Genomic DNA, 25297 nt, shown 5'->3' with positions numbered 1-25297 from the left:
ACTAGCGTTGGTTATTTTTTGATTTATCGAAAACATAATCTATAACTTCCTTATGACGTTTCTTAGAACGAACAGAACTACCAGCTGCTGGTGCTCCATATGCTCTTCTGGTTGCAGCTCTGAATGTTTTTGCTTCGTCTAAATGCATGAGCATATGACTATATGCTCCCATATTTCTTGGTTCTTCTTGTGCCCAAACTATATCTGTAGCATTTTTATATTTTTTTAATATGTCTTTAATTTCTTTTACTGGTAAAGGGAACAATTGTTCTATCCTTACTAATGCCACATCGTTCCTCTTTAGTTTCTCTTGTTCTTCAAGTAAATCGTAGTAGAATTTTCCTGTTAGGAATACTAGAGTTTTAATCTTATCTGCTTTTGCTCTTTCATCATCTATTAGCATTTGAAAGCTTCCATTTGCAAATTCATCTACAGTTGAAACGACTAAAGGATGACGCAATAAGCTTTTTGGTGTAAAAACAATTAAAGGTTTTCTAAATTTAGCTTTTACCTGCTTTCTTAATAAATGATAAAAATTTGCTGGCGTTGTACAGTCTGCAACATACATATTGTCTTTAGCACAAAGTTGTAAGTAACGTTCCATACGTCCAGATGAATGTTCTGCTCCTTGACCTTCATATCCATGTGGCAACAACATAACCAATCCGTTTTGAAGCTTCCATTTATCTTCAGCTGCAGAAATATATTGATCTAACATAATTTGAGCACCATTACTAAAATCTCCAAACTGTGCTTCCCAAATGGTTAGAGTTTTAGGGCTTGCCATAGCATAGCCATAATCGAAACCTACAACACCATATTCAGAAAGTAAAGAGTTATAAATAAAGAACTTTCCTTGTTTATCGCTTATATTATTATGAAGAATTATTTCCTCTTCGCTATCTTCAACTTTAACAACAGCATGTCTATGTGAAAAGGTTCCTCTTTCTACATCTTGCCCAGAGATTCTAACATCAAATCCTTCTTCAAGTAATGTCCCGTAAGCTAAATGTTCGGCCATAGCCCAATCTAACTTATTTTCGTTAAACATGTCTTGTCTAGATTCTACTAAACGAGAAATTTTACGAATAAATTTTTTGTCTTTTGGCAATGATGAAATAACCTCAGTAATTTTAGCCAAGCCTTCTTTAGGGAAAGTGGTATCTACAGGTTTCATCATTTTATCTTCTTCAACAGTGATGTAATTCTCCCATTCATTTTGCATAAATGGTGTTATAACTGTTTTGTCTTCTTTTCTAGAATCTTCTAATTTCTCTTCTAATGATGCTTTATAATCTTCTTCTAACTTTGTAACATAATCTTGATCAATAATCCCTTGAGAAATTAGCTTTTCGGCATAAATCTGTCTTGGATTCTCATGTTTCGCAATAGCTTTATACAATTTTGGTTGTGTAAAACGAGGCTCATCCCCTTCGTTATGACCATATTTTCTATAACCCAATAAATCTATAAAAACGTCGCGTTTAAAAGTCATTCTAAAATCTAAAGCAAATAGCATGGCGTGAACTACAGCTTCAGCATCATCTGCATTAACGTGCAACACTGGAGAAAGCGTTACTTTACCAACATCTGTACAATAAGTACTTGAACGTGCATCTAAGTAATTAGTAGTAAATCCAACTTGATTATTTACAACAATATGAATAGTACCATTTGTTTTATAACCATCTAATTGTGCCATTTGAACAATTTCATAAACCAAACCTTGTCCTGCAATAGCAGCATCTCCATGCACAATAATTGGCAATACTTGCGATGGATTATCCGGATATTTATCGTCTTGTTTTGCCCTAACAATTCCTTCAACAACAGCACCTACAGTTTCTAAATGTGATGGATTTGGTGCAATATTTAAATTAATTTTCTTTCCAGTATTGGTTATTCTATCGCTCGTCCAACCTAGATGATATTTAACATCTCCATCAAACACTTCTTGTTCATAATCTTTTCCATCAAACTCGCTAAAAATATCTTTAGCCGATTTGCCAAAAATATTTGTTAAAGTACTTAAGCGACCACGATGTGCCATACCCATTACAAATTCTTTCACATCGTACTCAGATGCTTTTTCAATTAATGCGTCTAAAGCTGGAATTAAAGATTCTCCTCCTTCTAGAGAAAAACGTTTTTGACCCACATATTTAGTATGCAGAAAACTTTCAAATGAAACAGCTTCATTTAATTTTTTAAGAATATATTTTTTTTGTTCTACATCGAAATTAGGCTGATTATCATTAATATTCAACTTATCCTGGATCCATTTAATTTCTTCAGGCTTTCTTATGTACATATACTCAACACCAATGGAGTTACAATAGATTTTTTCAAGATGATCTATTATTTGTTGTAGAGTTTGAGAGCCAATTCCTAAAACTTCTCCTGCACTAAAAACGGTATTAAGATCTGATTTAGAAAGTCCAAAATTTTCAATCTCTAATGTTGGTGCATATTTTCTACGTGCACGAACTGGATTTGTTTTAGTAAACAAATGCCCTCTAGATCTATAGCCATCGATCAATTTTATAACTTGAAATTCTTTTGTCAAGCTCTCAGAAACGTGCTCGCAAGAAATGTCTCCAATTGATTGATCTACCAATCCAAAACTTTCGGAACCAAAATCATAGCCTTGAAAGAAAGCTCTCCAACTTGGTTCTACAGAATCTGGGTTTTGTAAATACTGGTCGTATAAATCAGCAAAGTATGCTGAATGTGCTGCATTTAAAAAGGAAAATTTATCCATATAAAATGTAAAACTAAATAGTTCAAACAAAATTTACACAAAAGTACAACATTTAGTAAAATTAGATATGGTTTTATTATTTTTATCCAGTACCTTTTTCAACGAAATTTAAAATCATGAAAAAAATATTCATTTTATTTAAGGAAAAGAATTATTACCTCTTTTTAATATGTTTGTTTTCTATGGGTGTGTCTGCCCAAGAAATTACACATAAACAATCTAATGATTTTTGGAATCATGTACAGTTTGGTGGTGGAATAGGTCTTAGCTTTGGTAGTAATTATTTTAGCGGAACCTTAGCGCCAAGTGCTATTTACAGATTTAATAGTCAATTTGGATTAGGTGTTGGACTTAGTGGCACCTATAACTCCCAAAAACATTATTATAAATCTTCCATAATTGGAGGCAGTCTTATAGGGCTTTATAATCCTATTAGAGAATTACAAATTTCTGCAGAATTTGAAGAAAACAATGTGAATGTAGATTGGGATAGTCGAACTGGATATGCAGATGACAATTATTGGTACCCATCCCTCTTTTTAGGCGCTGGTTACAGCACTAGAAATGTGACCATTGGAATTCGATTTGATGTGCTCTACAACAGTTCTAAAAGCACCTATTTAGACCCTTGGATGCCTTTTATACGTATTTACTTTTAAGAATATTTATTTTTAAACCACACTTTTTGCCATTCTCGTTGTAAAATTAAAAAAGCTACTTGATCCGAGAGTAATACCACATCAGTGCCATCTAATTGTTTTATCTTCTTTTCGGACACATCTATAATGTATAATAGATTGAGGTAATCCATGAATTTTTCTTGAATTAATTTAAAAACAGTTTCATGGAGCAATAGTTTTAAACTAGTTGGCAGGACGTCTTCATTAAAACTCAGGTCAATATTGGCATATAATAAATCTTTATTAAGCTGTTGCACCAATTTCCTGTATAACTTTAATTGTGTTGCTTCTTCAATTAACTGATTAAATGTGGTAGGTAATTGCATTACACGTTCCTATTCATTAATTCTTCACCAAACTGTCTTAAAGCTTGTTTATTTTCTTCTGAAATATGCAACTTATCCAGTACAAGAAAGGCTTTAGTAGTATAATTCTGAATTTCTTTTTGAGTCGCTTCTGCAGAACCACTTGATACAAATATCTGTTTGGTTGTTTTTATTTTCTCAAAATGATTTTTAGTCTCTAAGCTATATAAATGTAGAAGTTCTGTTTTTTTATCTTCAGCCGAAAATTCTACAGCTTTTAAATACAAATAGGTTTTTTTATTCTCAATAATATCACCACCTACCTGTTTACCAAAGGTCTTTGGATCTCCAAAAGCATCTAAATAATCGTCTTGTAATTGAAAGGCTATTCCTAAATTTATTCCAAAATCGTAAATTAAATGTTGGTCTTCAAGAGATGCTTTAGCTACAATAGCTCCCATTTGCATGGCAGCTCCAATCAATACAGCTGTTTTATATTCTATCATTTTCAGATACTCCGGAATGGTCACATCGTCTCTTGTTTCAAAATCGACATCAAATTGTTGTCCTTCGCAAACTTCAAGAGCTGTTTTACTAAATAATTTGGCAAGTGCTTGAAATGTTTCACAATCGTAATTTTCAAATAACTGGTAAGCCATAATCAACATTGCATCACCCGATAGAATAGCTGTATTTAAATCCCATTTCTCATGGACCGTTTCTTTGCCTCTTCTTAATGGAGCATCGTCCATAATATCGTCATGCACTAAAGAAAAATTATGAAACACCTCGATACTTAATGCAGCATTTAAAGCTGTTTTATAATCGCATTCAAAAATTTCTGCTGTCATTAAAGTTAAAACCGGACGCAAACGCTTACCTCCTAGTTTCAAAATATAATTAATTGGATTATAAAGAGATTCTGGATTTCTCTTAACTAAAAAGTTTTTTAAATAAGAAACAAATGCTTCCTGATAAATTGGTACTTGTTGCATCAAACAAAAATAGTGTAATTAAGAACACTTATCCAATAAGTTTTTATCAATATTAATAAATTGTTAAAACTTTGGAAACTTTTTAGGTTTTTAAAGTTTCCTATTGTACTTTTGCCACTTATTATGAGAGACAAAATACTTATTAACGCATCAGATATGTTTTTAAACTATGGGTTTAAAAGCGTAACAATGGATGATATTGCTAACAAAATTGGCATATCTAAAAAAACCATTTATCAGCATTTTGACAACAAAACAAAGCTAGTTGAAGCAACTACACTTTATATGTTTGAAGTGATTTCACATGGCATTGATTGTATTTGTGCTTTAAATAAAAGCCCTATTGATGAGATTTTTGAAATAAAAAAATTCACCATGGAGCATTTAAAAGACGAAAAATCTTCTCCACAACATCAACTTCAAAAATATTATCCAAAAATTTTTGAAAAACTAAAAACAAATCAATTTTGCATCATGCAAGACTGTGTTACCAATAACTTAACTAGAGGTGTAAAAGAAGGTTATTATAGAGACTCTATTAACATAGAGTTTATATCTAGGTTGTATTTTAATAGCATGATGCTATTAAAAGACCCTGAGATATTTCCATTAAATAATATTTCCATGAAAAAGCTTATGGATAATTATTTGGAGTATCACATTCGTGGCATCAGTACTGAAAAAGGCATTACAAAACTTAACAACATATTAAACACTAAATAGAAGTACATCAAATATGAAACACAAATTATTTATTCTAATAACTCTTTGTTATACTTCTTGGGTTTTTTCACAAGAAATACCAAGTAGTTTTTCACTTCAAGAAGCCATAGAATTTGCATTAGAAAATAATAGATCTGCAAAAAATGCTATAAGAAATATTGAAGCTGCAGAAAAACAAAAATGGGAAACTACTGCTACGGGATTGCCACAAATTAATGGTGGTATAGATTATCAAAATTGGATAAAACAACAAGTATCTTTACTTCCTGCTGAAATTGCAGGTGGTGATCCAGGAACCTTTGTTCCAGTTACATTTAGCCCGAAACAAAGTATTAACGCTACCGCAACCCTTAATCAATTATTATTTGATGGCTCTTATATTGTAGGTTTACAATCTGCTAAGGTGTATCTTGAAATTTCCGAAAACGCTAAAACCAAAACAGATTTAGAAGTTCGTCAATCAATCATTGATGCTTATGGCAATGTACTATTGGCTGAAGAAAACCTACTTATTGTAAACAAAAACATAGAAGTACTAGAAAAAAATCTTGCCGAAACTACTAAAATCTATGAAAATGGACTAGCTGAAGAAGAAAGTGTTGAACAATTACAAATTACATTAACTAGCTTAGAAAGCTATCTAAATAACGTTGAAAGATTAAAAGATTTATCTTATAAAATGTTCAATATTACGTTAGGTATTGACCTTAACAAACAAATTACATTAACAGATAACCTTGAAACTTTAACGCTTCAAAACATCTCTTTAGAATTACTTAATGCAGATGAGAATATTGAAAATAGCATAGATTTTCAAATAGCTAAAAACCAAGAGGTATCAAAAGAGCTTCTTTTAAAACTTGAAAAAAGCAGTTTTCTTCCTAGTTTAAATGCCTTTGTAAATGCTGGTTATAGTGGTTTTAGCGAAAAATTTACATTTGCTAACAACAATCAAGATTGGTATGGTTCATCTCTATTAGGCGTTAGTATGTCTATTCCTATTTTTAGTTCTGGCATGAGAAGTTCTGCGACGCAACGTGCAAAAATAGATTTAGAAATTGCAAAAGAAGAGCTCACAGAAACCGAACAACAATTAAAATTTCAAATTGCAAATGCAAAAAGCAACTACCAATTTGCTATTGAAGAATACGAAAACAAAAGACAAAATCTAAACTTGGCCGAGCGAATAGAACAAAAAAATCAAACCAAATTTTTTGAAGGCATTGCATCTAGTTTCGATCTAAGACAAGCACAAACACAACTATATACAGCACAACAGGAGTATTTACAATCCATGTTCAATGTTATTGCTAATAAAGCCGAATTAGAAACCATATTAAACACAGTTAACTATTAAGTCAACGAATCAACTAACTCTTATGAAAAATATAAAACTCCTTATTATCCTTGTTCTTATTGCAACTTCTTGCGGCAATAAAAAAACAAAATCAATAGATGATGTGCTTGCCTCCGGTAATTTAACAGAATTAAAAGAAAAACGAAACGAAATAGACTTAAAACAACAAGAACTTAACGATCAAATGAAGTTGCTTATTGAAAAAATAGCACAATTAGATACAGTTAAAAAGGTCCCTTTAATTACCACATTTAAAGCACATCAAGAAGTGTTTAATCATCAATTAGAAATTCAAGGTAATGTTACAACTAAAGACTTACTTGTTATTACTCCCGAATACAACGGCATTTTAACAAAGGTATATGTTAAAGAAGGGCAACAAGTAAAAAAAGGGCAGCTTTTAGCTAAAATTGATGATGGTGGTTTAAGTCAACAATTAGCACAACTGGAAATTCAAACCAGTTTAGCTAAAACCACTTTTGAGCGTCAAAAACGTCTTTGGGATCAAAACATTGGAAGTGAGATCCAGTTTTTACAAGCAAAATCTACTTACGAATCTCAAGCAGAAGCCGTAAACCAATTAAAAAAACAAATGGCTAAAACAAATGTAACTGCACCATTTTCTGGAACCATTGACGATGTAATTACGCAACAAGGAAGTGTTGTTGCTGCTGGTCAATCTCAACTTATGCGTATGGTTAATTTAGACAATATGTATATAGAAACGGATGTTCCTGAAAGTTATATTGGAGATGTAACTAGAGGAAAAAATGTTACGGTAGAATTTCCCGTTTTAGGAAAAATCATCGAAACAAAAATTCGACAAGCAGGAGATGTAATCAATCCAGCAAATAGAACTTTTAAAATTGAAGTAAGTGTACCAAATAAAGATAAAACCATTAAACCAAATCTTACGGCTCGACTTAAAATAAACGATTACACAAATAAAAAAGCCATACTTATACCTCAAAGTATTATTTCAGAAAATGCTGATGGCGAACAATATATTTACATCATTACAAATAAAAACTCTAATGGAGAAGGAGATGCCAAACGTGTTATTATAAAAACTGGAAAAACGCAAGGCGATGTCATTGAAGTCCTTGAAGGTGTTGAAGATGGAGCGGAAATTGTAAAAGAAGGAGCTCGAAGTGTTAAAGATGGGCAAACCGTTAAAGTCATAAACTTGCCTAACGAAACAATAAACAGCACTAACGAACAAAACTAAAGACTAATGACAAAAAAGAAAAAACAAGTCGAAAAAGAATTTGGTTTATCATCGTGGGCAATCAACAACAAAACCACCATGTATGTGCTTATTCTTGTGATTTTTTATTTAGGCGTTTCTGCCTTTTTCGATATGCCACGAGAAAACTTTCCAGAAGTTAATGAAACCAAAATTTACATAAGTTCTATTTATCCGGGAAACACAGCTGAAGATGTCGAAAAACTCATTACAGATCCACTAGAAGACGAATTAAAAACGGTTAGTAATGTGGTTGAAATAACATCCACATCGCAAGAGGATTTCTCAATGATTATTGTAGAATTCGACGAGCATCTTACCGTTGAACAGGCCAAACAAAAAGTAAAAGATGAAATAGACACTAAAACAGCTGGTGAAGACTGGCCAATGTCTAATGGAGCCAAAGTAAAACCAGATGTATTTGAATTAAGTATGTCTGAAGAAATGCCCATTTTAAACATTAATATTTCTGGTGATTATCCGGTTGAAAAACTAAAAGAATATGGCGAGTATCTTCAAGATGAAATTGAAGATTTATTAGAAATTAAGAAAGTAGATATTCGTGGCGCTCAAGACAAAGAAGTTGAAGTTGCCGTGGACATCTATAAAATGATGGCTGCCGAAGTCACTTTTTCAGATATCATTGGAGCCATAAATAATGGAAACGTTACCATGTCTGCCGGAAATTTAAAAACCAGTGGACAACGAAGAACCATCAGAATTTTAGGGGAAATAGAATCGCCAAAAGAATTAGAAAATTTTGTAGTAAAAGCTGAAAATGGCCATGCCATTTATTTAAAAGATGTTGCAACGGTAACGTTCCATGAAGAAGACAAAACAACGTTTGCTAGAGAGTTTGGAGCTCCTGTAGTTATGCTAGACGTTAAAAAGCGTGCAGGAAAAAATATGGTGGCTGCTGCAGAACAAATTCAGGTAATTGTTCAAGATGCCATAGACAATGTGTTCCCACAAGATTTAAAAGTAACAATTGCTAACGATCAATCTCCTGTTACCATTGGTCAGGTAGACGATTTAGTGAACAACATTATTTTTGGGGTTATACTAGTGGTCACTGTTTTAATGTTCTTTTTAGGTTTTAAAAACGCCATTTTCGTCGGTTTTGCAATCCCAATGTCCATGTTTATGTCGCTCATGATATTAAACATGCTAGGACAAAGTTTAAACACCATGGTTCTTTTCGGGTTAATTATGGGACTTGGCATGCTGGTAGATAACGGTATTGTGGTGGTAGAAAATGTCTATCGACTCATGGATGAAGAAGGCATGAGTAGGATTGAAGCTGCCAAAAAAGGAATTGGAGAAATTGCGTTTCCAATTATTATTTCGACAGCAACAACTGTTGCTGCATTTATTCCATTAGGTTTATGGCCTGGCATTATGGGAGAGTTTATGATGATCTTGCCTATTACACTTTCAGTTGTTTTAGGATCCTCCTTGTTTGTCGCAGTGTTCTTTAACTCGGTGTTAGTATCGCAGTTTATGAATACCGAAGATAAAAACATGCCACTTCATAAAATTATCCGTACCACCATAATTATTGCCGTTATTGGAATTCTCATCCTTATTTTTGGAGGAGACTATCGTGCTCTTGGATCATTAATGATTTTTACAGCTATCATGCTTTGGGTGTATCGTTTGTTTTTACGTAAATGGGCTAATAGCTTTCAAACAAAAACACTTGTAAGATTAGAACGTTGGTATGAGCGTCAATTACGTTGGGCTTTATCTGGCAAGAAACCTTTTATATTAACTATTGGGACATTTGTTTTATTAATCCTAGCCTTTGTAGCTTTTGGTATTTCTTTAATGACACAGCGAACCAAGGTGGAGTTTTTTCCAGATAACAAACCCAACCAGATTATTGTTTATATAGAATATCCACAAGGAACAGCTATAGAGAAAACAAATGTTATCACTAAAGAAGTAGAAAAAATTGTTTATCAGGTTGTAAACAACGATCAATATAAAGATGGCGACTATAACTTTATGGTAGAAAGTGCTGTATCTCAAGTAGGTGAAGGTGCTGGAAATCCACAAACAGATAGTGGTTCTTCTGCCGAAATGCCACATAAAGCTAAGATTACGGCTTCCATGCGTGAATATAAATACCGTCGTGGTGAAGACAGTGAGCTCCTACGTCAAAAAGTGCAAAAAGCTTTAGTTGGTATTTTCCCAGGGGTTCTTATTTCAGTTGAAAAAAATGCCGATGGACCTCCAGCTGGATCTCCAATTAATATTGAAATTGAAGGAGATGATTATGATGAGCTGATTAATACAGCCGAAAACATGCGTGAATTTATCAATAATAAAAATATTGCTGGAATTGATGAGCTTAAAATAGATGTGAACAAAGATAAACCATCTATGAAAGTTGTCATTGACAGAGAAAAAGCTGGTGAATTAGGCATAAGCGCTTCTCAAGTAGGACAACAATTACGTAATTCTATTTTTGGAACCAAAGCTGGTATTTATAAAGAAGGTGGAGACGACTTTGATATTTACGTACGTTTTAATGAAGAAAATCGCTATAACACAAGTGCTCTTTTTAATCAGAATATCACATTTAGAGACAATTCAGGAAAAATAAAAAGCATTCCCGTTTCAGCAGTCACCAAACACGAAAACAATTCAGGGTTTAGCGCTATTAAACACAAAGACACGAAGCGTGTTGTAACTATATATTCTGCATTATCCCCAGGTTTTACAGATGCTGGAGCCATTGTAACTCAAGTTCAAAATGAAATGAAGACTTATAAAGGGTTACCGAAGAATATTAAAATAGATTATACTGGTCAAATTGAAGAACAAAACAAGCAAATGACCTTTCTAATGGGTGCCTTTTTTACTGGGTTGGGATTAATATTCTTTATCTTAATATTTCAGTTTAACTCGATTTCCAAACCAGCCATTATTATGTTGGCCATCTTTTTAAGTTTAATAGGTGTCTTTGGAGGAATTGTTCTTACGGGCAGTGCTTTCGTAATTATGATGACTATGGTTGGAATTATTGCACTTGCTGGAATTGTGGTAAATAATGGGGTGGTTCTGCTCGATTATGCCCAGCTTCTCATTGACAGGAAAAAACAACAAATGAATTTAAAAGACAATGATTATTTAACTAAGGAAGATTTATTTGAAAGTATTGTTCGTGCCGGAAAAGCACGTTTACGCCCTGTATTATTAACAGCTATTACCACCATACTTGGTTTAATTCCATTAGCAATCGGATTAAACATCAATTTCTTTACCCTGTTTAAAGAATTTGATGCCAATATTTATATGGGTGGAGACAACGTGGTATTCTGGGGACCATTAGCATGGACCGTTATTTATGGTTTATTAATAGCAACTTTCTTAACACTAATAGTTGTACCTGTATTATTTTACTTATCCATGCAATTAAAAATGTGGATACGTAGAAAAAGAACTACAACAGATATCATATAATTACCTTCCTTTTTACGCTTAGTTAAAAGGACTAATTAATAGCGGAAAAGCCTCGACAAATGTTGAGGCTTTTTTTTATTTGATAATCATTTAACTTCCTTAAATTTGCAACCTATTTAATTACTTGGAGTAAAAGCAAGCAAATTTAAAGTTTAAATTTATGTATAGAAGTCATAATTGTGGTGAATTAAGAGCATCGCATATCAATAACGAAGTTACATTATCTGGTTGGGTACAAAAATCACGCGACAAAGGGTTTATTGTTTGGGTAGATTTACGCGACCGTTATGGTATTACACAATTAGTTTTTGATGAAGAACGTACCCCTAAAGCCATGATAGAAATGGCTCAAAAATTAGGTCGTGAATTCGTTATTCAAGTTACTGGAACTGTTATTGAACGTGCTTCTAAAAACCCAAACATCCTAACAGGAGACATCGAAATTTTAGTTTCTGAGATGACTATTTTAAACGAATCTTTACTACCTCCCTTTACTATTGAAGACAAAACCGATGGTGGCGAAGACATTAGAATGAAATATCGCTATTTAGATATTAGAAGAAATCCAGTAAAAAATAGTTTGATTTTCCGTCATAAAGTGACTCAAGAAGTTAGAAACTATTTATCTAAAGAAGGTTTTATCGAAGTAGAAACGCCTTACTTAATCAAATCGACTCCTGAAGGCGCTAGAGATTTTGTGGTTCCAAGTAGAATGAACGAAGGGCAATTTTATGCCCTTCCTCAAAGTCCACAAACCTTCAAACAATTGTTAATGGTTGGAGGTATGGATAAATACTTTCAAATTGTTAAATGTTTTAGAGACGAAGATTTACGTGCAGACAGGCAACCAGAGTTTACACAAATAGACTGCGAAATGGCGTTTGTTGAACAAGAAGATATATTAAATGCTTTTGAAGGATTAACACGTCATTTACTAAAAGAAGTAAATGGCATTGATATAAAAGAGTTTCCACGTATGTTGTACGATGATGCCATGCGTTTATATGGAAACGACAAACCAGATATCCGTTTTGGGATGAAATTTGGGGAATTAAACGATGTTGCTCAACACAAAGATTTTGGTGTATTTAACTCTGCCGAATTGGTTGTTGGCATTGCAGTTCCAGGAGGAAATGCTTACACAAGAAAAGAAATAGACAAGCTAATTGATTGGGTAAAACGTCCTCAAATTGGTGCTTTAGGCATGATTTATTCTCGTTGTAATGACGATGGAACCTATAAATCATCCGTAGATAAATTTTACGATCAAGACGATTTAGCAAAATGGGCAGAGAAAACTGGTGCTAAAGCTGGCGATTTAGTTTGTGTTCTTTCTGGAGATAAAAATAAAGTAAGGGCTCAATTAAGTGCCTTACGGATGGAATTAGCAGAGCGTTTAGGTTTACGCAAACCAAACGAATTTGCACCACTTTGGGTCATGGATTTTCCATTATTGGAATGGGATGAAGATACAGAGCGTTATCACGCGATGCATCATCCATTTACTTCGCCTAAACCTGGACAGTTAGAACTATTAGCTACAAATCCTGGAGACGTAAAAGCCAATGCATACGATTTGGTTTTAAACGGAAATGAAATTGGTGGTGGTTCTATTAGAATTCACGATAAAAAAATACAAGCCTTAATGTTCGATTATTTAGGGTTCACTGAAGAAGAAGCCAAAGCACAATTTGGTTTTTTAATGAATGCTTTCGAATTTGGAGCACCACCTCATGGTGGCTTAGCTTTTGGTCTAGATAGATTGGTTGCTATACTTGGTGGTCAAGAAACTATTAGAGACTTTATAGCCTTTCCAAAAAACAATGCTGGACGAGATGTTATGATAGATGCTCCTGCTCCATTAGACGACAAACAACTAGAAGAACTTAGTTTGAAGCTACATTTAAAATCATAAATATTAAATCCTGCAATTGCAGGATTTTTTAGTAGTTTTATTTCATGAGAAAGAAACTAATAAAAATCATCTTATATATAGTGCTTACTTTTACTATTATTTTGTTTGGTTTATACACTTATGCTTATTTTGCAATGAAACCTTAATAAACCATTCAATCTTTTCATGAACATAAAGTCTTTCATAAAGCAATTTATTATTTGGAGATATAAACATATCTCACAGAAAAACTTTGTTTTATTATTAAGCATTTTTGTTGGATTATTAGCTGGTTTAGCTGCTGTAACGTTAAAAAACATTACCTATTTTATACAAAACTCTTTAGAAGAAGGCATTGTTTTTTCTCAAAATCAATTGTATTTTATTTTACCTTTTCTAGGATTGCTCATTGTTTATCTTATTAAAAAATATTTATTTACAAAAGCATTAGAACCAACAACACCTCCTTTTATAAAGCGTGCCATTCCTTCATTATTATACTCTCTTTTAAGGCAAAAAGGACTTTTATCTTATAAACTTATTTATCATCCATTAATTCTGGCTCCTTTAACAGTAGGGTTTGGTGGTTCGGTTGGGTTATTAGGTCCAGCTATTACATCTGGTTCGGCTATAAGTTCGAATTTAAGTAGACTGATGCGAATTGATAAGAAAACCAGAACCTTACTTATTGCTTGTGCTACAGCTGGTGCTATTGCCTCAATGTTTAAATCGCCAATTGCAGCCATTGTTTTTGCTGTTGAGGTCTTTAGTTTAGACTTAACTTTTGCTTCATTATTACCATTATTAATTGCATCTATATCTTCTGTTTTAACATCGTATTTTTTTCTTGGAGATGAAGTGCTTTTTAACTTTACACTTACCGATAAGTTTACCATAAATGACACAGGATTTTATATTCTACTTGGCATAGGGACTGGAATTGCATCCATCTATTTTACTAAGATTTACTTTGCCATTTATGCCTTTTTTGATAGGTTTAAAACTCGGTTCACTAAATTACTTGTCGGAGGCATGGCTATTGGAATTATGCTTTATTTTATCCCTCCACTTTATGGGGAAGGGTTAAGTTTTACAAAAGATTTATTTGATGGAAATCACCTTCACGCTTTAGGCACCAATTTATTTGATGACTATTTAGATAATATTTGGGTTGTAATTGTTTTATTAATAGGGTTTACAATTTTTAAAGCCATTGCTATGACCACCACTTTTGCTGCTGGTGGTGTTGGTGGCGTTATTGTTCCAACTATGGTTATGGGAAGTGCTTTAGGTAATGTAGTAGCAAAAGTAATAAACAATATAGGATTTGGCCACCAAGTGTCTGAATCTAATTTTACGTTAGTTGGCATGGCTGGGCTTATAGCTGGTGTTATTCATGCGCCTCTTACTGCTATTTTTTTAATTGCTGAAATTACTGGAGGATATGAGTTGTTTTTACCATTAATGATAACTGTTGCCATTTCTTATATGATTACAAAAAATTATATGGTTCATACCATCTATACGAAAGAATTGGCCGAAAGAGGCGATTTATTAACTCATGATAGAGACCAAAATGTGTTAACTACCATGAATCTTGACAGTGTCATAGAGAGAAACTTTATTACGTTACACCCAGAAATGTCTTTAGGAGACATGCTTCATAAAGGGGTTTCTAAATCTAATAGAAATTTATTTCCAGTTATTAATGACGATAAAATTCTTGTAGGTATTATACTCTTAGATGATATTAGAAGTGTCATGTTCGACCAATCTTTATACCATTCTACATCTGTTGAAACATTTATGCATATGCCTCCTGGTTTTATTGATTATAATAAAGATAGTATGAGGATTGTTATGCAAAAATTTCAAGATACTGGAGCCTGGAATTTACCTGTTATTAAAAATGACAAATATTTTGGTTTTGTTTCAAAATCTAAATTATTAACAGCTTACAGACACGAATTAATTAATTTTACCTAATGAAAATAACTGTTTTAAAAATAATAACTCTCATACTACTTATTCTTTCTGTAGGTAGTATTTTTATTGGTTATGTATCTGATTTAGATGATGCTGAAAAACTCATTGGTTTTGGAGTTATAGGGCTATTTATTTTTGTGTTTCCATTATTTTCATATTATAGATGGAAAGACAGAAACGTTAAAGATTATATGATTACCAAAGAAAGTTTAGAAAAAATGCGTGATTATAAAGAAAAAAAAGATGCTTAATTTAAATTTCGTTTTTCAATAAAGAATCGCTTTAACAACTGAGAAGCTTCCTCTGCTAAAACACCTCCTTCAATAATGGTCTTAGGATGTAGGGTTGTTTTCATATTTATACATCCACGATCTTCATCTCTTGCTCCATAGACAATTTTAGATATCTGACTCCAATACAAAGCACCTGCACACATTTGGCAAGGTTCTAAAGTTACATATAGTGTACAATTTTTAAGGTATTTCCCTCCAAGAAAATTTGAAGCAGCAGTAATCGCTTGCATTTCGGCATGAGCCGTTACATCGTTTAAAAGTTCGGATAAATTATGTGCTCTGGCAATAACCCGATTATCCACAACAATGATCGCTCCAACAGGAATTTCTCCTTTTTCAAAAGCAACTTCAGCTTCTTGAAGCGCTTTTTTCATAAAATAGATATCGTCGAACATGTTTTCCATATTGGTAAAAATAAAAAAAGGCAGCTAATTAACATTAGCTGCCTTTAAATTATTATTTAAAAATCAATTAGTTTTTAATAACCTTATGATTGGCACTAAATGATTGTCCGTTGATACTTAATATATAAATACCAGACTGTAGTTTATTTATATCTAACTCAACTTGGTTAAATAATTCTACTTTTTTAGAAAGCACTTGTCTTCCATTAATATCTGTAAGTGTCATAGTAACCTTACCATAGTTCTTAGCCGTTTTAATAAATAAACGTCCATTGGTTGGGTTTGGATACACTTTATAACTACTTGTATTAAAATCTTCAATACTTAAGCTTGTACAATTAGCCAATGAAGGATCGTTTGCTGGAGGCATGGTGAAATCTTCAACCTGATCCACTCTACTAAAAGTAGAACCTTGATCTGCTGCATAACCAACACCTCTATTAGCAAATACTTCCCATATTAAACATTGGTCTTCACCACCTGTTAAAGCCATATCTGCTGCTAAAATACCATCTCTACCTGAAACAAATCCTGGTGAACAACCTTGTAATTTTAAACCATCCATAACAACTTGCATCACTTTATTGTTTCCACCTGTACCGTTATAAAGGTCTTCATCAAAACCATATTTATCAACATAAGCCCAAGTTAAATCCCAGATAAATGTTGCCCAAACAAAACCAATTCCATGTGGTGCTGCTACATTAGCAGTATCGTTCGTATCATTATAAGTAAAGTCATTAACAGCAAAATCTGTACTATAAGGTGCATTTCTAATACCTACTCCAGTTGTTGGCTGTCCTGTAGCATAAGTACCAATGCCTCTAGCATCTGTTCCTTCGTCTCCTGGTTTCATGGTTAGCATTAAACCAAACCAATCTGACCATCCTTCACCCATTTGCTCGGCATTGTTTAAACATCCTGCTGCTGCTGCGCCTCCTGTTAATCTATTTGAAATACCATGTCCATATTCGTGAGCAATAATACCGTTATCAAAACTTCCGTCTCTTTGGTAAGAATTTGGATTAACTAATGAAGCGCTAATAATATCTCCAGCTAATAAGGCTGCAATTATAGCTTCTCCATCAATATTATCTACCATAACTGCTGGAATTGTTACGGATCCTCCAAGGACACCTCCTCCCATTGCAATAGTTCCTCCAGGAACGTTATTCACAATAACGACTCCTACTGCCCCTTCATCTTGAGCAGCTTTGGCTTTAAATCCAAATTCACATTCACCTCTACGAATTACTACAATCTTACCGTTTAGTTCTGCTGCATTTGTTAATGGGTTACAACCATCGTTAGGGTCATTTACATTGTCTACAACAATTGCTAAATTTGCAGTAAGTGGCGTAGTTGGTAAATTAGCACCAAACGTTGCTGGTTCTGCAATATAACCTCCTGCTAAAGAGCCATCGTTAATAACCAATGCTTCTCCTGGTGGCTCTGACCATAAATACATTTGCATATATGGGTTTTGTCCATCAGGTCCAGTACCAAAATTGGCATTATTAGTTCCTCCGCCATCTTGTCCTTCAGCCTCAACATAATCACTTCCTAAACCTCCATTGCCATAATTGTTTTCTTGGAAATTTCCAGATGCTTCATCAAATCCATATTGATACCAAACATCATGCATCATGTTACTAACATAAAACATATTAGTTACTGAGACATCTTGATAACCAACTGGCTCTTGATTAATATTTAAAGTGAAATCGAAATTTAAAGTAGCTCCTCCATCTGGCGAAGCTCCTGGAACATCTTGATTAGCAGTGTCTTCATAAGCATATACATTGTTACCTCTAGTAATGGTAAATTCTGCTCCTGCAGCACCATTTGTATCATGCCATCCGTAAGGTGAAGCATTATCATCGGCTGGAGAATCTAATAAGGTTCTTCCTCCAAAACTTGGAGCTTCTACAGGAAAAGCAAACACGTTATATTGCGATCCATCAGCTACAAATGCATTTGGCTTAAATAAAGAGAAACTTTCTTGTGCTACTACTTGATGATTAGAATTATCTATGTGATTTGCATGATTTCCATCTCCAAAATTACAAGATACAACCCAGTTGTTCTTTTCTAGAACCTGTCCTGTAACAGCATCAACTCTTACACTCCACCAGTTGCTTCCATCTTTAGTTTGAATACTTAAATCCCAAGCTAATTTTAAATCATCTTGTTCAACTGAATAGTAATAAACTAATTTTACTGGGATATTATTTCTAGAAACATTTCCGTTTGTAAATAAAAATTCTTTATTATTCCCAGAAATTAATTCTAAGCCTTGTAAGCTTCCTAAGTTTAATTGTGTTACCACATTTTCTATAGCACGTTGTGCATTGATTTGTGGCGATATGGTGTTTACTTTTTGGCTAATATTACCTATTAAGTTATTAGCATAATAAAACACCGCATGATCTCTCATGGCTACACTTGAAATGGCGTTGTGTATTTCAATCCCTTGATATCTTTGATTGACATATACGTGATTGATTTTTGTGCTCTTAGAAAAGTATTCTTTGGTCACGTATAAATCTTCAATATCATTAGCTGTTAAATGATATTTAGCTTGATTTTGTGTTAAATACGTTTTAATAACATTGCCATATTCTGAATTAACCAAAGAGTTTTGTGAAAACCCCATTAATCCAAAAAATAACAATCCTACTACCATAAAGCTGTGGATGTAATTTTTTTTCATTCTATCTTAAATATTAATTTTTAAATTGTGTAAATATAGTTTCTACATCTCTACAAATCTAACTTTCAAGTTATAATATTAATAAGTTAGAAAAAAAAAGTCTTTTAAATTCATCTAATTGAAAGCATTAAATATCAAGACTCAGGATTTAACAATATTGCTTTTATACATATTCTAAAAAAAAAAAAGCAGCTAATATTAATTAGCTGCTTTTAAATTATTATTTAAAAATCAATTAGTTTTTAATAACCTTATGATTGGCACTAAATGATTGTCCGTTGATACTTAATATATAAATACCAGACTGTAGTTTATTTATATCTAACTCAACTTGGTTAAATAATTCTACTTTTTTAGAAAGCACTTGTCTTCCATTAATATCTGTAAGTGTCATAGTAACCTCACCATAGTTCTTAGCCGTTTTAATAAATAAACGTCCATTGGTTGGGTTTGGATACACTTTATAACTACTTGTATTAAAATCTTCAATACTTAAGCTTGTACAATTAGCCAATGAAGGATCGTTTGCTGGAGGCATGGTGAAATCTTCAACCTGATCCACTCTACTAAAAGTAGAACCTTGATCTGCTGCATAACCAACACCTCTATTAGCAAATACTTCCCATATTAAACATTGGTCTTCACCACCTGTTAAAGCCATATCTGCTGCTAAAATACCATCTCTACCTGAAACAAATCCTGGTGAACAACCTTGTAATTTTAAACCATCCATAACAACTTGCATCACTTTATTGTTTCCACCTGTACCGTTATAAAGGTCTTCATCAAAACCATATTTATCAACATAAGCCCAAGTTAAATCCCAGATAAATGTTGCCCAAACAAAACCAATTCCATGTGGTGCTGCTAAAACTGTGTTATTAGTATCACCATATGTATAATCGTTTATAGCAAAATCTGTACTGTAAGGCGCTTCTCTAATCCCAACACCTGAAGTTGATTGCCCTGCAGCATAAGTACCCATGCCTCTAGCATCTGTTCCTTCATCTCCTGGTTCCATCGTTAACATTAATGCAAACCAATCAGACCAACCTTCACCCATTTGCTCAGCATTGTTTAAACAACCTGTTGATGCTGCTCCTCCTGTTAATCTATTTGAAATACCATGCCCATATTCGTGAGCTACAATACTATTATCAAAACTTCCGTCAATCATATACTCAGCAACCACTTGTAAAGTCACACTAACAGGACCTTCATTTTGCATAGCTGCAAGTAAAATTTCACCATTATCATAATTTGTAAATACAGAAGGAATTGTAAATAAAGGATTAGTTTCTCCAGCCATTGTTACAAAAGGCACATAAGCAGGATCGTTAGTTGGGTTGTTATGGTTTATAACAATTACCGCTATAGCTCCTGCATCTTGAGCATTTTGGATTTTATCAACAAATGGGCAAGTCCCTCTTCTTATCACGGCAATTTTACCTGCTACACTAGAAATTGGGTTACACCCTTCTGTAGGAAGTGCTGTACCATCATCCACTAACACTAACTCACCTGTAACTGGTGTACTACCAATTCCTGTAATATTGTTTGGTGGCGTAGTTGCTGGATTTGCTGCTTGGTAAAAACCTGCAACAGATGTATTATTAACTTTTATTAATTCTTGGATAGCCGGAGGCGTCCATAAATACATTTGCATACGTGGATTTTGTCCATCTGGTCCAGTAGCAAAATTAGCGTTATCTGTTCCTCCACCATCTTGACCTTCGGCATTAACAGAATCACTTCCTAATCCAGCATTACCATAATTATTTTCTTGGAAATTTCCAGATGCTTCATCAAATCCATATTGATACCAAACATCATGCATCATGTTGCTTACATAAAACATGTTAGTAACGGATGCATTTTGATACCCAATTGGGTCTTGATCTATATTTAATGCAAAATCAAAATTTAATAAAGACCCACCATTTGGTGAAGATCCAGAACCAATATCATTAGTATCTTCATAAGCAAAAACATTGTTTCCTCTTGTAAAGTTATATTCAGCTCCTGCAGCACCATTTGTATCATGCCATCCGTAAGGTGAAGCATTATCATCGGCTGGAGAACTTAATAAGGTTCTTCCTCCAAAACTTGGAGCTTCTACAGGTAAGGCAAACACGTTATAATGTGATCCATCTTCAACAAGTGCATTTGGCTTAAATAAAGAAAAGCTTTCTTGCGCTACTACTTGATGATTAGAATTATCTGTATGATTTGCGTGATTTCCATCTCCAAAATTACAAGATACAACCCAGTCGCTCTTTTCTAAAATCTGACCTGTAACAGCATCAACTCTTACACTCCACCAGTTATTACTCTTTAAGGCATCGATGTTTAGATCCCAAGCTAATTTTAAATCATCTTGTTCAACTGAATAGTAATAAACTAATTTTACTGGGATATTATTTCTTGAAACATTTCCGTTTGTAAATAAAAATTCTTTATTATTTCCAGAAATTAATTCTAAGCCTTGTAAGCTTCCTAAGTTTAATTGTGTTACCACATTTTCTATAGCATGTTGTGCATTAATTTGTGGCGATATGGTGTTTACTTTTTGGTTAATATTACCTATTAAGTTATTAGCATAATAAAACACTGCATGATCTCTCATGGCTACACTTGAAATGGCGTTGTGTATTTCAATCCCTTGATATCTTTGATTGACATATACGTGATTGATTTTTGTGCTCTTAGAAAAGTATTCTTTGGTCACGTATAAATCTTCAATATCATTAGCTGTTAAATGATATTTAGCTTGATTTTGTGTTAAATACGTTTTAATAACATTGCCATATTCTGAATTAACCAAAGAGTTTTGTGAAAACCCTATTAATCCAAAAAACAACAATCCTACTACCATAATGCTGTGGATGTAATTTTTTTTCATTATTTATTTTTCTTAGTGAATATTTTGTGTAATCTTCAAATATAACATGCTTATTTGTATTATTAAAATAAAAATTTAAAATACTTTACATATTAACAGTTATTCTATCTATTTTAATAATTTTACGGAATATTTTACCTGGATGGCTACAGATATTTTAAAGACTATAAATTCATCAGAAGAACTACGTTCTCTAAGCGATAGCCAGTTACTTCAACTTGCAAAAGAGTTGCGAGAATTTATTATTAAAATTGTAGCTACAAAAGAAGGTCATTTAGGAGCCAGTTTAGGTGTGGTTGAACTGACCATTGCGCTACATTATGTGTTTAATACGCCTAAAGATTTACTTATTTGGGATGTTGGTCATCAAGCATATGGACATAAGATATTAACGGGTAGACAATCCGTTTTTGAGACCAATAGACAATTATATGGTATTAGCGGATTTCCAAGAAGGGAAGAAAGTGAGTTCGATGCTTTTGGTGTTGGACATTCTTCTACATCCATCTCTGCAGCTTTAGGTATGGCAATAGCATCTCAATTAAAAGGGGATTTTAAAAAACAACATATTGCCATTATTGGAGATGCATCTATAGCCAGTGGCATGGCTTTCGAAGGATTAAACCATGCTGGTGTAACAACAGCTAATTTATTAGTTATTTTAAACGACAATGCCATAGGAATCGACCCTTCGGTAGGGGCTTTAAAACAGTATTTAACGAATGTTAAAAAAGGTACTCAAAAACAGGACAATATTTTTGAAGCTTTAAATTTTGATTATTCTGGACCTATTGACGGCCATAATCTACCACTATTAATTTCAGAATTAGAACGTTTAAAAACAGTAAAAGGCCCAAAGTTTTTACATGTAATTACAAAAAAGGGGAAAGGTTTAAAACAGGCTGAAGATAATCAAATCACCTATCATGCACCAGGGAAATTTGATGCTATAACAGGGGAATTAGTGCCAAAAACTAATTACAATCAACCTCCAAAATATCAAGATGTTTTTGGTTTTACAATGGTAGAATTAGCTAGAAAAAATACGAATATTATAGGTATTACTCCTGCCATGCCTACTGGTAGTTCTTTAAAATACATGATGGAAGAAATCCCTGATCGCGCTTTCGATGTTGGTATTGCCGAACAACATGCTGTAACTCTTGCTGCCGGAATGGCAACCCAAGGACTCATACCATTTTGCAATATTTACTCTACTTTTTTACAACGTGCTTACGATCAAGTAATTCACGATGTGGCTTTACAAAAATTACCCGTAATTTTTTGTCTAGATAGAGCTGGTTTAGTTGGTCAAGATGGAGCCACACATCATGGTAATTTTGATATGGCTTTTTTACGTTGTATTCCAAACTTAATTATTTTTGCACCAAGAAATGAAATAGAATTACGTAACATGATGTATACCTCGCAATTAGGAAACTTAAAACAACCTATTGTCATTAGATATCCAAGAGGAAGAGGGGTTACTTTAAATTGGAAACAACCATTTAAAGAGATTGAGATAGGAAAAGGCATTCAATTAAAAAAGGGTACAAAAATAGCCGTTTTAAGCATTGGGAGCATGTCTAAAAATTGTACCGAAGCCATTGATTCAATATCTGTAAATCAATCTATTTCACATTATGATATGCGATTTGTGAAGCCTTTAGACGAAAAACTTCTTCATGAGATTTGTAAAACTTATAAAACTATTATTACGGTTGAAGATGGTACTATAAAAGGCGGATTTGGTAGTGCTATTTTAGAATTTGCCTCATACAACAATTATAAAAACACTTTTAAATTACTTGGTATTTCAGATGAATTTATTGAACATGGAACAACCGAGGAACTTCAGCAACAGTGCCATTTAGATAGTTATTCTATTTCTAAATTCATTTCAGATTGTTTAAACCAGTAAGTTTAAAAACCTATTAAAAACTTATTCTGAGTCAGCGTAGTATTGTTGAGCTTCAACGTCAGAAGCATTAACATCATTTACTTCGCTTATAACTAATAGGCAGGCAAAAATTACAAAAACGATAACGATTGCGCCAAGTAAATTTTTTTTCATTTTAAGTTAGATTTAGAGTTTTGGTTTGGTAAATATACATATTAAATCGTTAAAACGCAATATTTATCCGACAAAATGCAATATTCTTCATGTTTTTATAAAGAAATCCCTTTAATGTTTTTATATTTTAATATCGCTTGACTATCTGAAAGTAAAGACACATAATGACAAACACTAAGCAATTTATAGTAAATACTATGGTTTTCATTTAGGGTTAAATCTGGAATACTTTTTAAAATAAGCTTATCGTAATTAGATCCTAATTGATTAGATGTATTAATAATGGCTGAAGAATATTTTTCTAATAACGTGCTAATCACTTCAAAACCTACTATTTCTTTATCAATAACTTCTTTAGATTGATACACATTTTTAATGCTTAACTTAATAATATCAATTATTTGAGCTTCGTATTTACTTTTATCTAATAAAGCACAAGTAAACGTATCGTTTAATATCGCTTCTTCGTTGTTTAAAAAAACCTCAACAGCTTCATTGATTAATGTATTTATTGCTAAAGCCCTTAAGTAGCTTACACGATCTTGCGTTGTTGAAAGTTGGTTATACTTTTTAGAATTAATAGAATGTCTAACCAAATTAATTAAATACTCTAAGGCATATTCCTCTTGAATAAGCCCTAAGTTAATACCGTCTTCAAAATCAATAATGGTATAACAAATGTCGTCTGCTGCTTCTACCAAATATGTAAGTGGATGTCTAGAATAACTTACACAATTTTTATCTCCTCTTTTGAGTAAGCCTAATTCGTTTGCAACATCTTCAAACAATTCTTTTTCACTTTGGAAAAAACCATATTTCTTATCTGCAATATGATTGCTTGGCTTTTTAGGCAAGGATTCTTTGGGGTATTTAGTAAATGCACCAAGAGTGGCATAGCTTAAACGTAAACCTCCTTCTCTTCCAACCCTACTTTCTGTTACAATTTTAAATCCATTGGCATTTCCTTCAAAATCACATAAATCCTGATATTCTTTTTCAGTTAAATGATTTTTAAATTGTTTCCCTTTTCCTGATTTAAAAAACTCACCTATGGCTTTTTCTCCTGAATGTCCAAAAGGTGGGTTTCCAATATCATGTGCTAAAGCTGCTGCTGCAACAATAGCTCCAAAATCATTGGCTTGATAACCATGAATGGTTTGTAAATGTGGGTATTTCTCAATTAATTTGGCTCCAACTTTTCTACCTAACGTCCTACCTACAACACTTACTTCCAAACTATGGGTAAGTCTTGTATGGACAAAATCTGTTTGAGATAATGGAATGACCTGAGTTTTATCTTGAAGACTTCTAAATTCTGACGAAAATATAATCCGATCATAATCAACTTCAAAGCCTAATCTCGTTTCATCTTGTTCTTTTCTTAAACGCTTATTTGTATCTCCATATCGTTTTAAGGAGAGTAATTGTTCCCAATTCATAGTTGCTATTTATGAGATGCAAGATACATTTTTTCAACTTTCATATATCCAATTTAC

17 protein-coding genes are annotated in these 25297 nt (G+C 33.0%); 9 read left to right on the top strand and 8 right to left on the bottom strand.

Translation table 11 applies throughout. The annotated features are described in order from the left end of the window. Position 1: 1 nt before the first annotated feature. A complete protein-coding gene (locus ACI5KZ_RS06115) occupies positions 2–2761 on the bottom strand; it encodes a 2-oxoglutarate dehydrogenase E1 component (protein WP_406847212.1) in 2760 nt (919 codons plus the stop codon). 116 nt (positions 2762–2877) lie between these two features. On the opposite strand from ACI5KZ_RS06115, the gene ACI5KZ_RS06110 reads away from it, so the two are divergent. Beyond that, the gene (locus tag ACI5KZ_RS06110; RefSeq protein WP_109310256.1) at positions 2878–3420 is read left to right on the top strand and encodes an alpha-ketoglutarate decarboxylase; all 543 of its coding nucleotides are present in this window, start codon (positions 2878–2880) and stop codon (positions 3418–3420) included. On the opposite strand, the gene ACI5KZ_RS06105 is transcribed toward ACI5KZ_RS06110, so the two are convergent. Then, positions 3417–3767 (bottom strand): hypothetical protein, encoded by a 351-nt coding sequence (locus ACI5KZ_RS06105; protein WP_109310257.1) that lies wholly within the window; start codon positions 3765–3767, stop codon positions 3417–3419. The genes ACI5KZ_RS06110 and ACI5KZ_RS06105 overlap by 4 nt on opposite strands. After that, the gene (locus ACI5KZ_RS06100) at positions 3767–4741 is read right to left on the bottom strand and encodes a polyprenyl synthetase family protein (protein ID WP_406847211.1); all 975 of its coding nucleotides are present in this window, start codon (positions 4739–4741) and stop codon (positions 3767–3769) included. The genes ACI5KZ_RS06105 and ACI5KZ_RS06100 overlap by 1 nt, the downstream gene beginning before the upstream one ends. Positions 4742–4864: 123 nt before the next feature. Here ACI5KZ_RS06100 and ACI5KZ_RS06095 point away from each other — a divergent pair, with 123 nt between their 5' ends. The 7 genes from ACI5KZ_RS06095 to ACI5KZ_RS06065 all read left to right on the top strand — a co-directional run bounded on the left by ACI5KZ_RS06095 (position 4865) and on the right by ACI5KZ_RS06065 (position 15666). Beyond that, positions 4865–5464: a TetR/AcrR family transcriptional regulator gene (locus ACI5KZ_RS06095; protein WP_109310259.1), complete on the top strand. Its 600-nt coding sequence runs from the start codon at positions 4865–4867 to the stop codon at positions 5462–5464. Between the two features lie 13 nt (positions 5465–5477). Then, on the top strand, positions 5478–6821 hold the full coding sequence (locus ACI5KZ_RS06090) for a TolC family protein (RefSeq protein WP_406847210.1): 1344 nt from the start codon (positions 5478–5480) through the stop codon (positions 6819–6821). 22 nt (positions 6822–6843) lie between these two features. Beyond that, positions 6844–8049 carry an efflux RND transporter periplasmic adaptor subunit gene (locus tag ACI5KZ_RS06085; protein WP_109310261.1) on the top strand — a complete coding sequence of 402 codons (1206 nt, stop codon included), beginning with the start codon at positions 6844–6846 and terminating at the stop codon, positions 8047–8049. Positions 8050–8055: 6 nt separating this feature from the next. Beyond that, complete coding sequence (locus tag ACI5KZ_RS06080; protein WP_406847209.1) at positions 8056–11535, top strand: efflux RND transporter permease subunit; 3480 nt, start codon at positions 8056–8058, stop codon at positions 11533–11535. A 160-nt stretch (positions 11536–11695) separates the two neighbouring features. Next, entirely contained in the window at positions 11696–13450 is a 1755-nt protein-coding gene (gene aspS / locus ACI5KZ_RS06075; RefSeq protein ID WP_109310262.1) for an aspartate--tRNA ligase, read from the top strand. 165 nt (positions 13451–13615) lie between these two features. After that, positions 13616–15415: a chloride channel protein gene (locus ACI5KZ_RS06070; protein WP_406847208.1), complete on the top strand. Its 1800-nt coding sequence runs from the start codon at positions 13616–13618 to the stop codon at positions 15413–15415. Beyond that, the gene (locus ACI5KZ_RS06065) at positions 15415–15666 is read left to right on the top strand and encodes a hypothetical protein (RefSeq protein ID WP_406847207.1); all 252 of its coding nucleotides are present in this window, start codon (positions 15415–15417) and stop codon (positions 15664–15666) included. Before ACI5KZ_RS06070 ends, ACI5KZ_RS06065 begins: the two co-directional genes overlap by 1 nt. Here the strand turns inward: ACI5KZ_RS06065 and ACI5KZ_RS06060 are convergent. The 3 genes from ACI5KZ_RS06060 to ACI5KZ_RS06050 all read right to left on the bottom strand — a co-directional run bounded on the left by ACI5KZ_RS06060 (position 15663) and on the right by ACI5KZ_RS06050 (position 21727). After that, on the bottom strand, positions 15663–16112 hold the full coding sequence (locus tag ACI5KZ_RS06060) for a nucleoside deaminase (RefSeq protein ID WP_109310265.1): 450 nt from the start codon (positions 16110–16112) through the stop codon (positions 15663–15665). The two genes, ACI5KZ_RS06065 and ACI5KZ_RS06060, sit on opposite strands and share 4 nt — an antisense overlap. Before the next feature lie 67 nt (positions 16113–16179). Further along, positions 16180–18825, bottom strand: a complete 2646-nt coding sequence (locus ACI5KZ_RS06055; RefSeq protein ID WP_406847206.1) for a T9SS-dependent M36 family metallopeptidase — start codon at positions 18823–18825, stop codon at positions 16180–16182. A 235-nt stretch (positions 18826–19060) separates the two neighbouring features. Continuing rightward, positions 19061–21727, bottom strand: a complete 2667-nt coding sequence (locus tag ACI5KZ_RS06050; RefSeq protein WP_406847205.1) for a T9SS-dependent M36 family metallopeptidase — start codon at positions 21725–21727, stop codon at positions 19061–19063. 142 nt (positions 21728–21869) lie between these two features. Here ACI5KZ_RS06050 and dxs point away from each other — a divergent pair, with 142 nt between their 5' ends. Continuing rightward, complete coding sequence (gene dxs, locus ACI5KZ_RS06045; protein ID WP_406847204.1) at positions 21870–23648, top strand: 1-deoxy-D-xylulose-5-phosphate synthase; 1779 nt, start codon at positions 21870–21872, stop codon at positions 23646–23648. A 21-nt stretch (positions 23649–23669) separates the two neighbouring features. Here the strand turns inward: dxs and ACI5KZ_RS06040 are convergent, their stop codons facing one another. Next, positions 23670–23801, bottom strand: a complete 132-nt coding sequence (locus ACI5KZ_RS06040; protein ID WP_406847203.1) for a hypothetical protein — start codon at positions 23799–23801, stop codon at positions 23670–23672. A gap of 95 nt (positions 23802–23896) precedes the next feature. Continuing rightward, the gene (locus ACI5KZ_RS06035) at positions 23897–25240 is read right to left on the bottom strand and encodes a deoxyguanosinetriphosphate triphosphohydrolase (protein ID WP_406847202.1); all 1344 of its coding nucleotides are present in this window, start codon (positions 25238–25240) and stop codon (positions 23897–23899) included. Positions 25241–25297 lie beyond the last annotated feature (57 nt).

It is taken from the genome of Xanthomarina sp. GH4-25 (genome assembly GCF_045363175.1).
Classification (GTDB): Bacteria; Bacteroidota; Bacteroidia; order Flavobacteriales; family Flavobacteriaceae; genus Xanthomarina.
The sequence above is the reverse complement of the archived record's forward strand: the minus strand, read 5'-3'. Positions and strand labels throughout refer to the sequence as shown.

Bases quoted from the DNA above. Each gene is read 5' to 3' on its own strand.
- ACI5KZ_RS06115 (WP_406847212.1), bottom strand. From the start codon at position 2,761: ATGGATAAATTTTCCTTTTTAAATGCAGCACATTCAGCATACTTTGCT.
- ACI5KZ_RS06110 (WP_109310256.1), top strand. From the start codon at position 2,878: ATGAAAAAAATATTCATTTTATTTAAGGAAAAGAATTATTACCTCTTT.
- ACI5KZ_RS06105 (WP_109310257.1), bottom strand. From the start codon at position 3,767: ATGCAATTACCTACCACATTTAATCAGTTAATTGAAGAAGCAACACAA.
- ACI5KZ_RS06100 (WP_406847211.1), bottom strand. From the start codon at position 4,741: ATGCAACAAGTACCAATTTATCAGGAAGCATTTGTTTCTTATTTAAAA.
- ACI5KZ_RS06095 (WP_109310259.1), top strand. From the start codon at position 4,865: ATGAGAGACAAAATACTTATTAACGCATCAGATATGTTTTTAAACTAT.
- ACI5KZ_RS06090 (WP_406847210.1), top strand. From the start codon at position 5,478: ATGAAACACAAATTATTTATTCTAATAACTCTTTGTTATACTTCTTGG.
- ACI5KZ_RS06085 (WP_109310261.1), top strand. From the start codon at position 6,844: ATGAAAAATATAAAACTCCTTATTATCCTTGTTCTTATTGCAACTTCT.
- ACI5KZ_RS06080 (WP_406847209.1), top strand. From the start codon at position 8,056: ATGACAAAAAAGAAAAAACAAGTCGAAAAAGAATTTGGTTTATCATCG.
- aspS (WP_109310262.1), top strand. From the start codon at position 11,696: ATGTATAGAAGTCATAATTGTGGTGAATTAAGAGCATCGCATATCAAT.
- ACI5KZ_RS06070 (WP_406847208.1), top strand. From the start codon at position 13,616: ATGAACATAAAGTCTTTCATAAAGCAATTTATTATTTGGAGATATAAA.
- ACI5KZ_RS06065 (WP_406847207.1), top strand. From the start codon at position 15,415: ATGAAAATAACTGTTTTAAAAATAATAACTCTCATACTACTTATTCTT.
- ACI5KZ_RS06060 (WP_109310265.1), bottom strand. From the start codon at position 16,112: ATGGAAAACATGTTCGACGATATCTATTTTATGAAAAAAGCGCTTCAA.
- ACI5KZ_RS06055 (WP_406847206.1), bottom strand. From the start codon at position 18,825: ATGAAAAAAAATTACATCCACAGCTTTATGGTAGTAGGATTGTTATTT.
- ACI5KZ_RS06050 (WP_406847205.1), bottom strand. From the start codon at position 21,727: ATGAAAAAAAATTACATCCACAGCATTATGGTAGTAGGATTGTTGTTT.
- dxs (WP_406847204.1), top strand. From the start codon at position 21,870: ATGGCTACAGATATTTTAAAGACTATAAATTCATCAGAAGAACTACGT.
- ACI5KZ_RS06040 (WP_406847203.1), bottom strand. From the start codon at position 23,801: ATGAAAAAAAATTTACTTGGCGCAATCGTTATCGTTTTTGTAATTTTT.
- ACI5KZ_RS06035 (WP_406847202.1), bottom strand. From the start codon at position 25,240: ATGAATTGGGAACAATTACTCTCCTTAAAACGATATGGAGATACAAAT.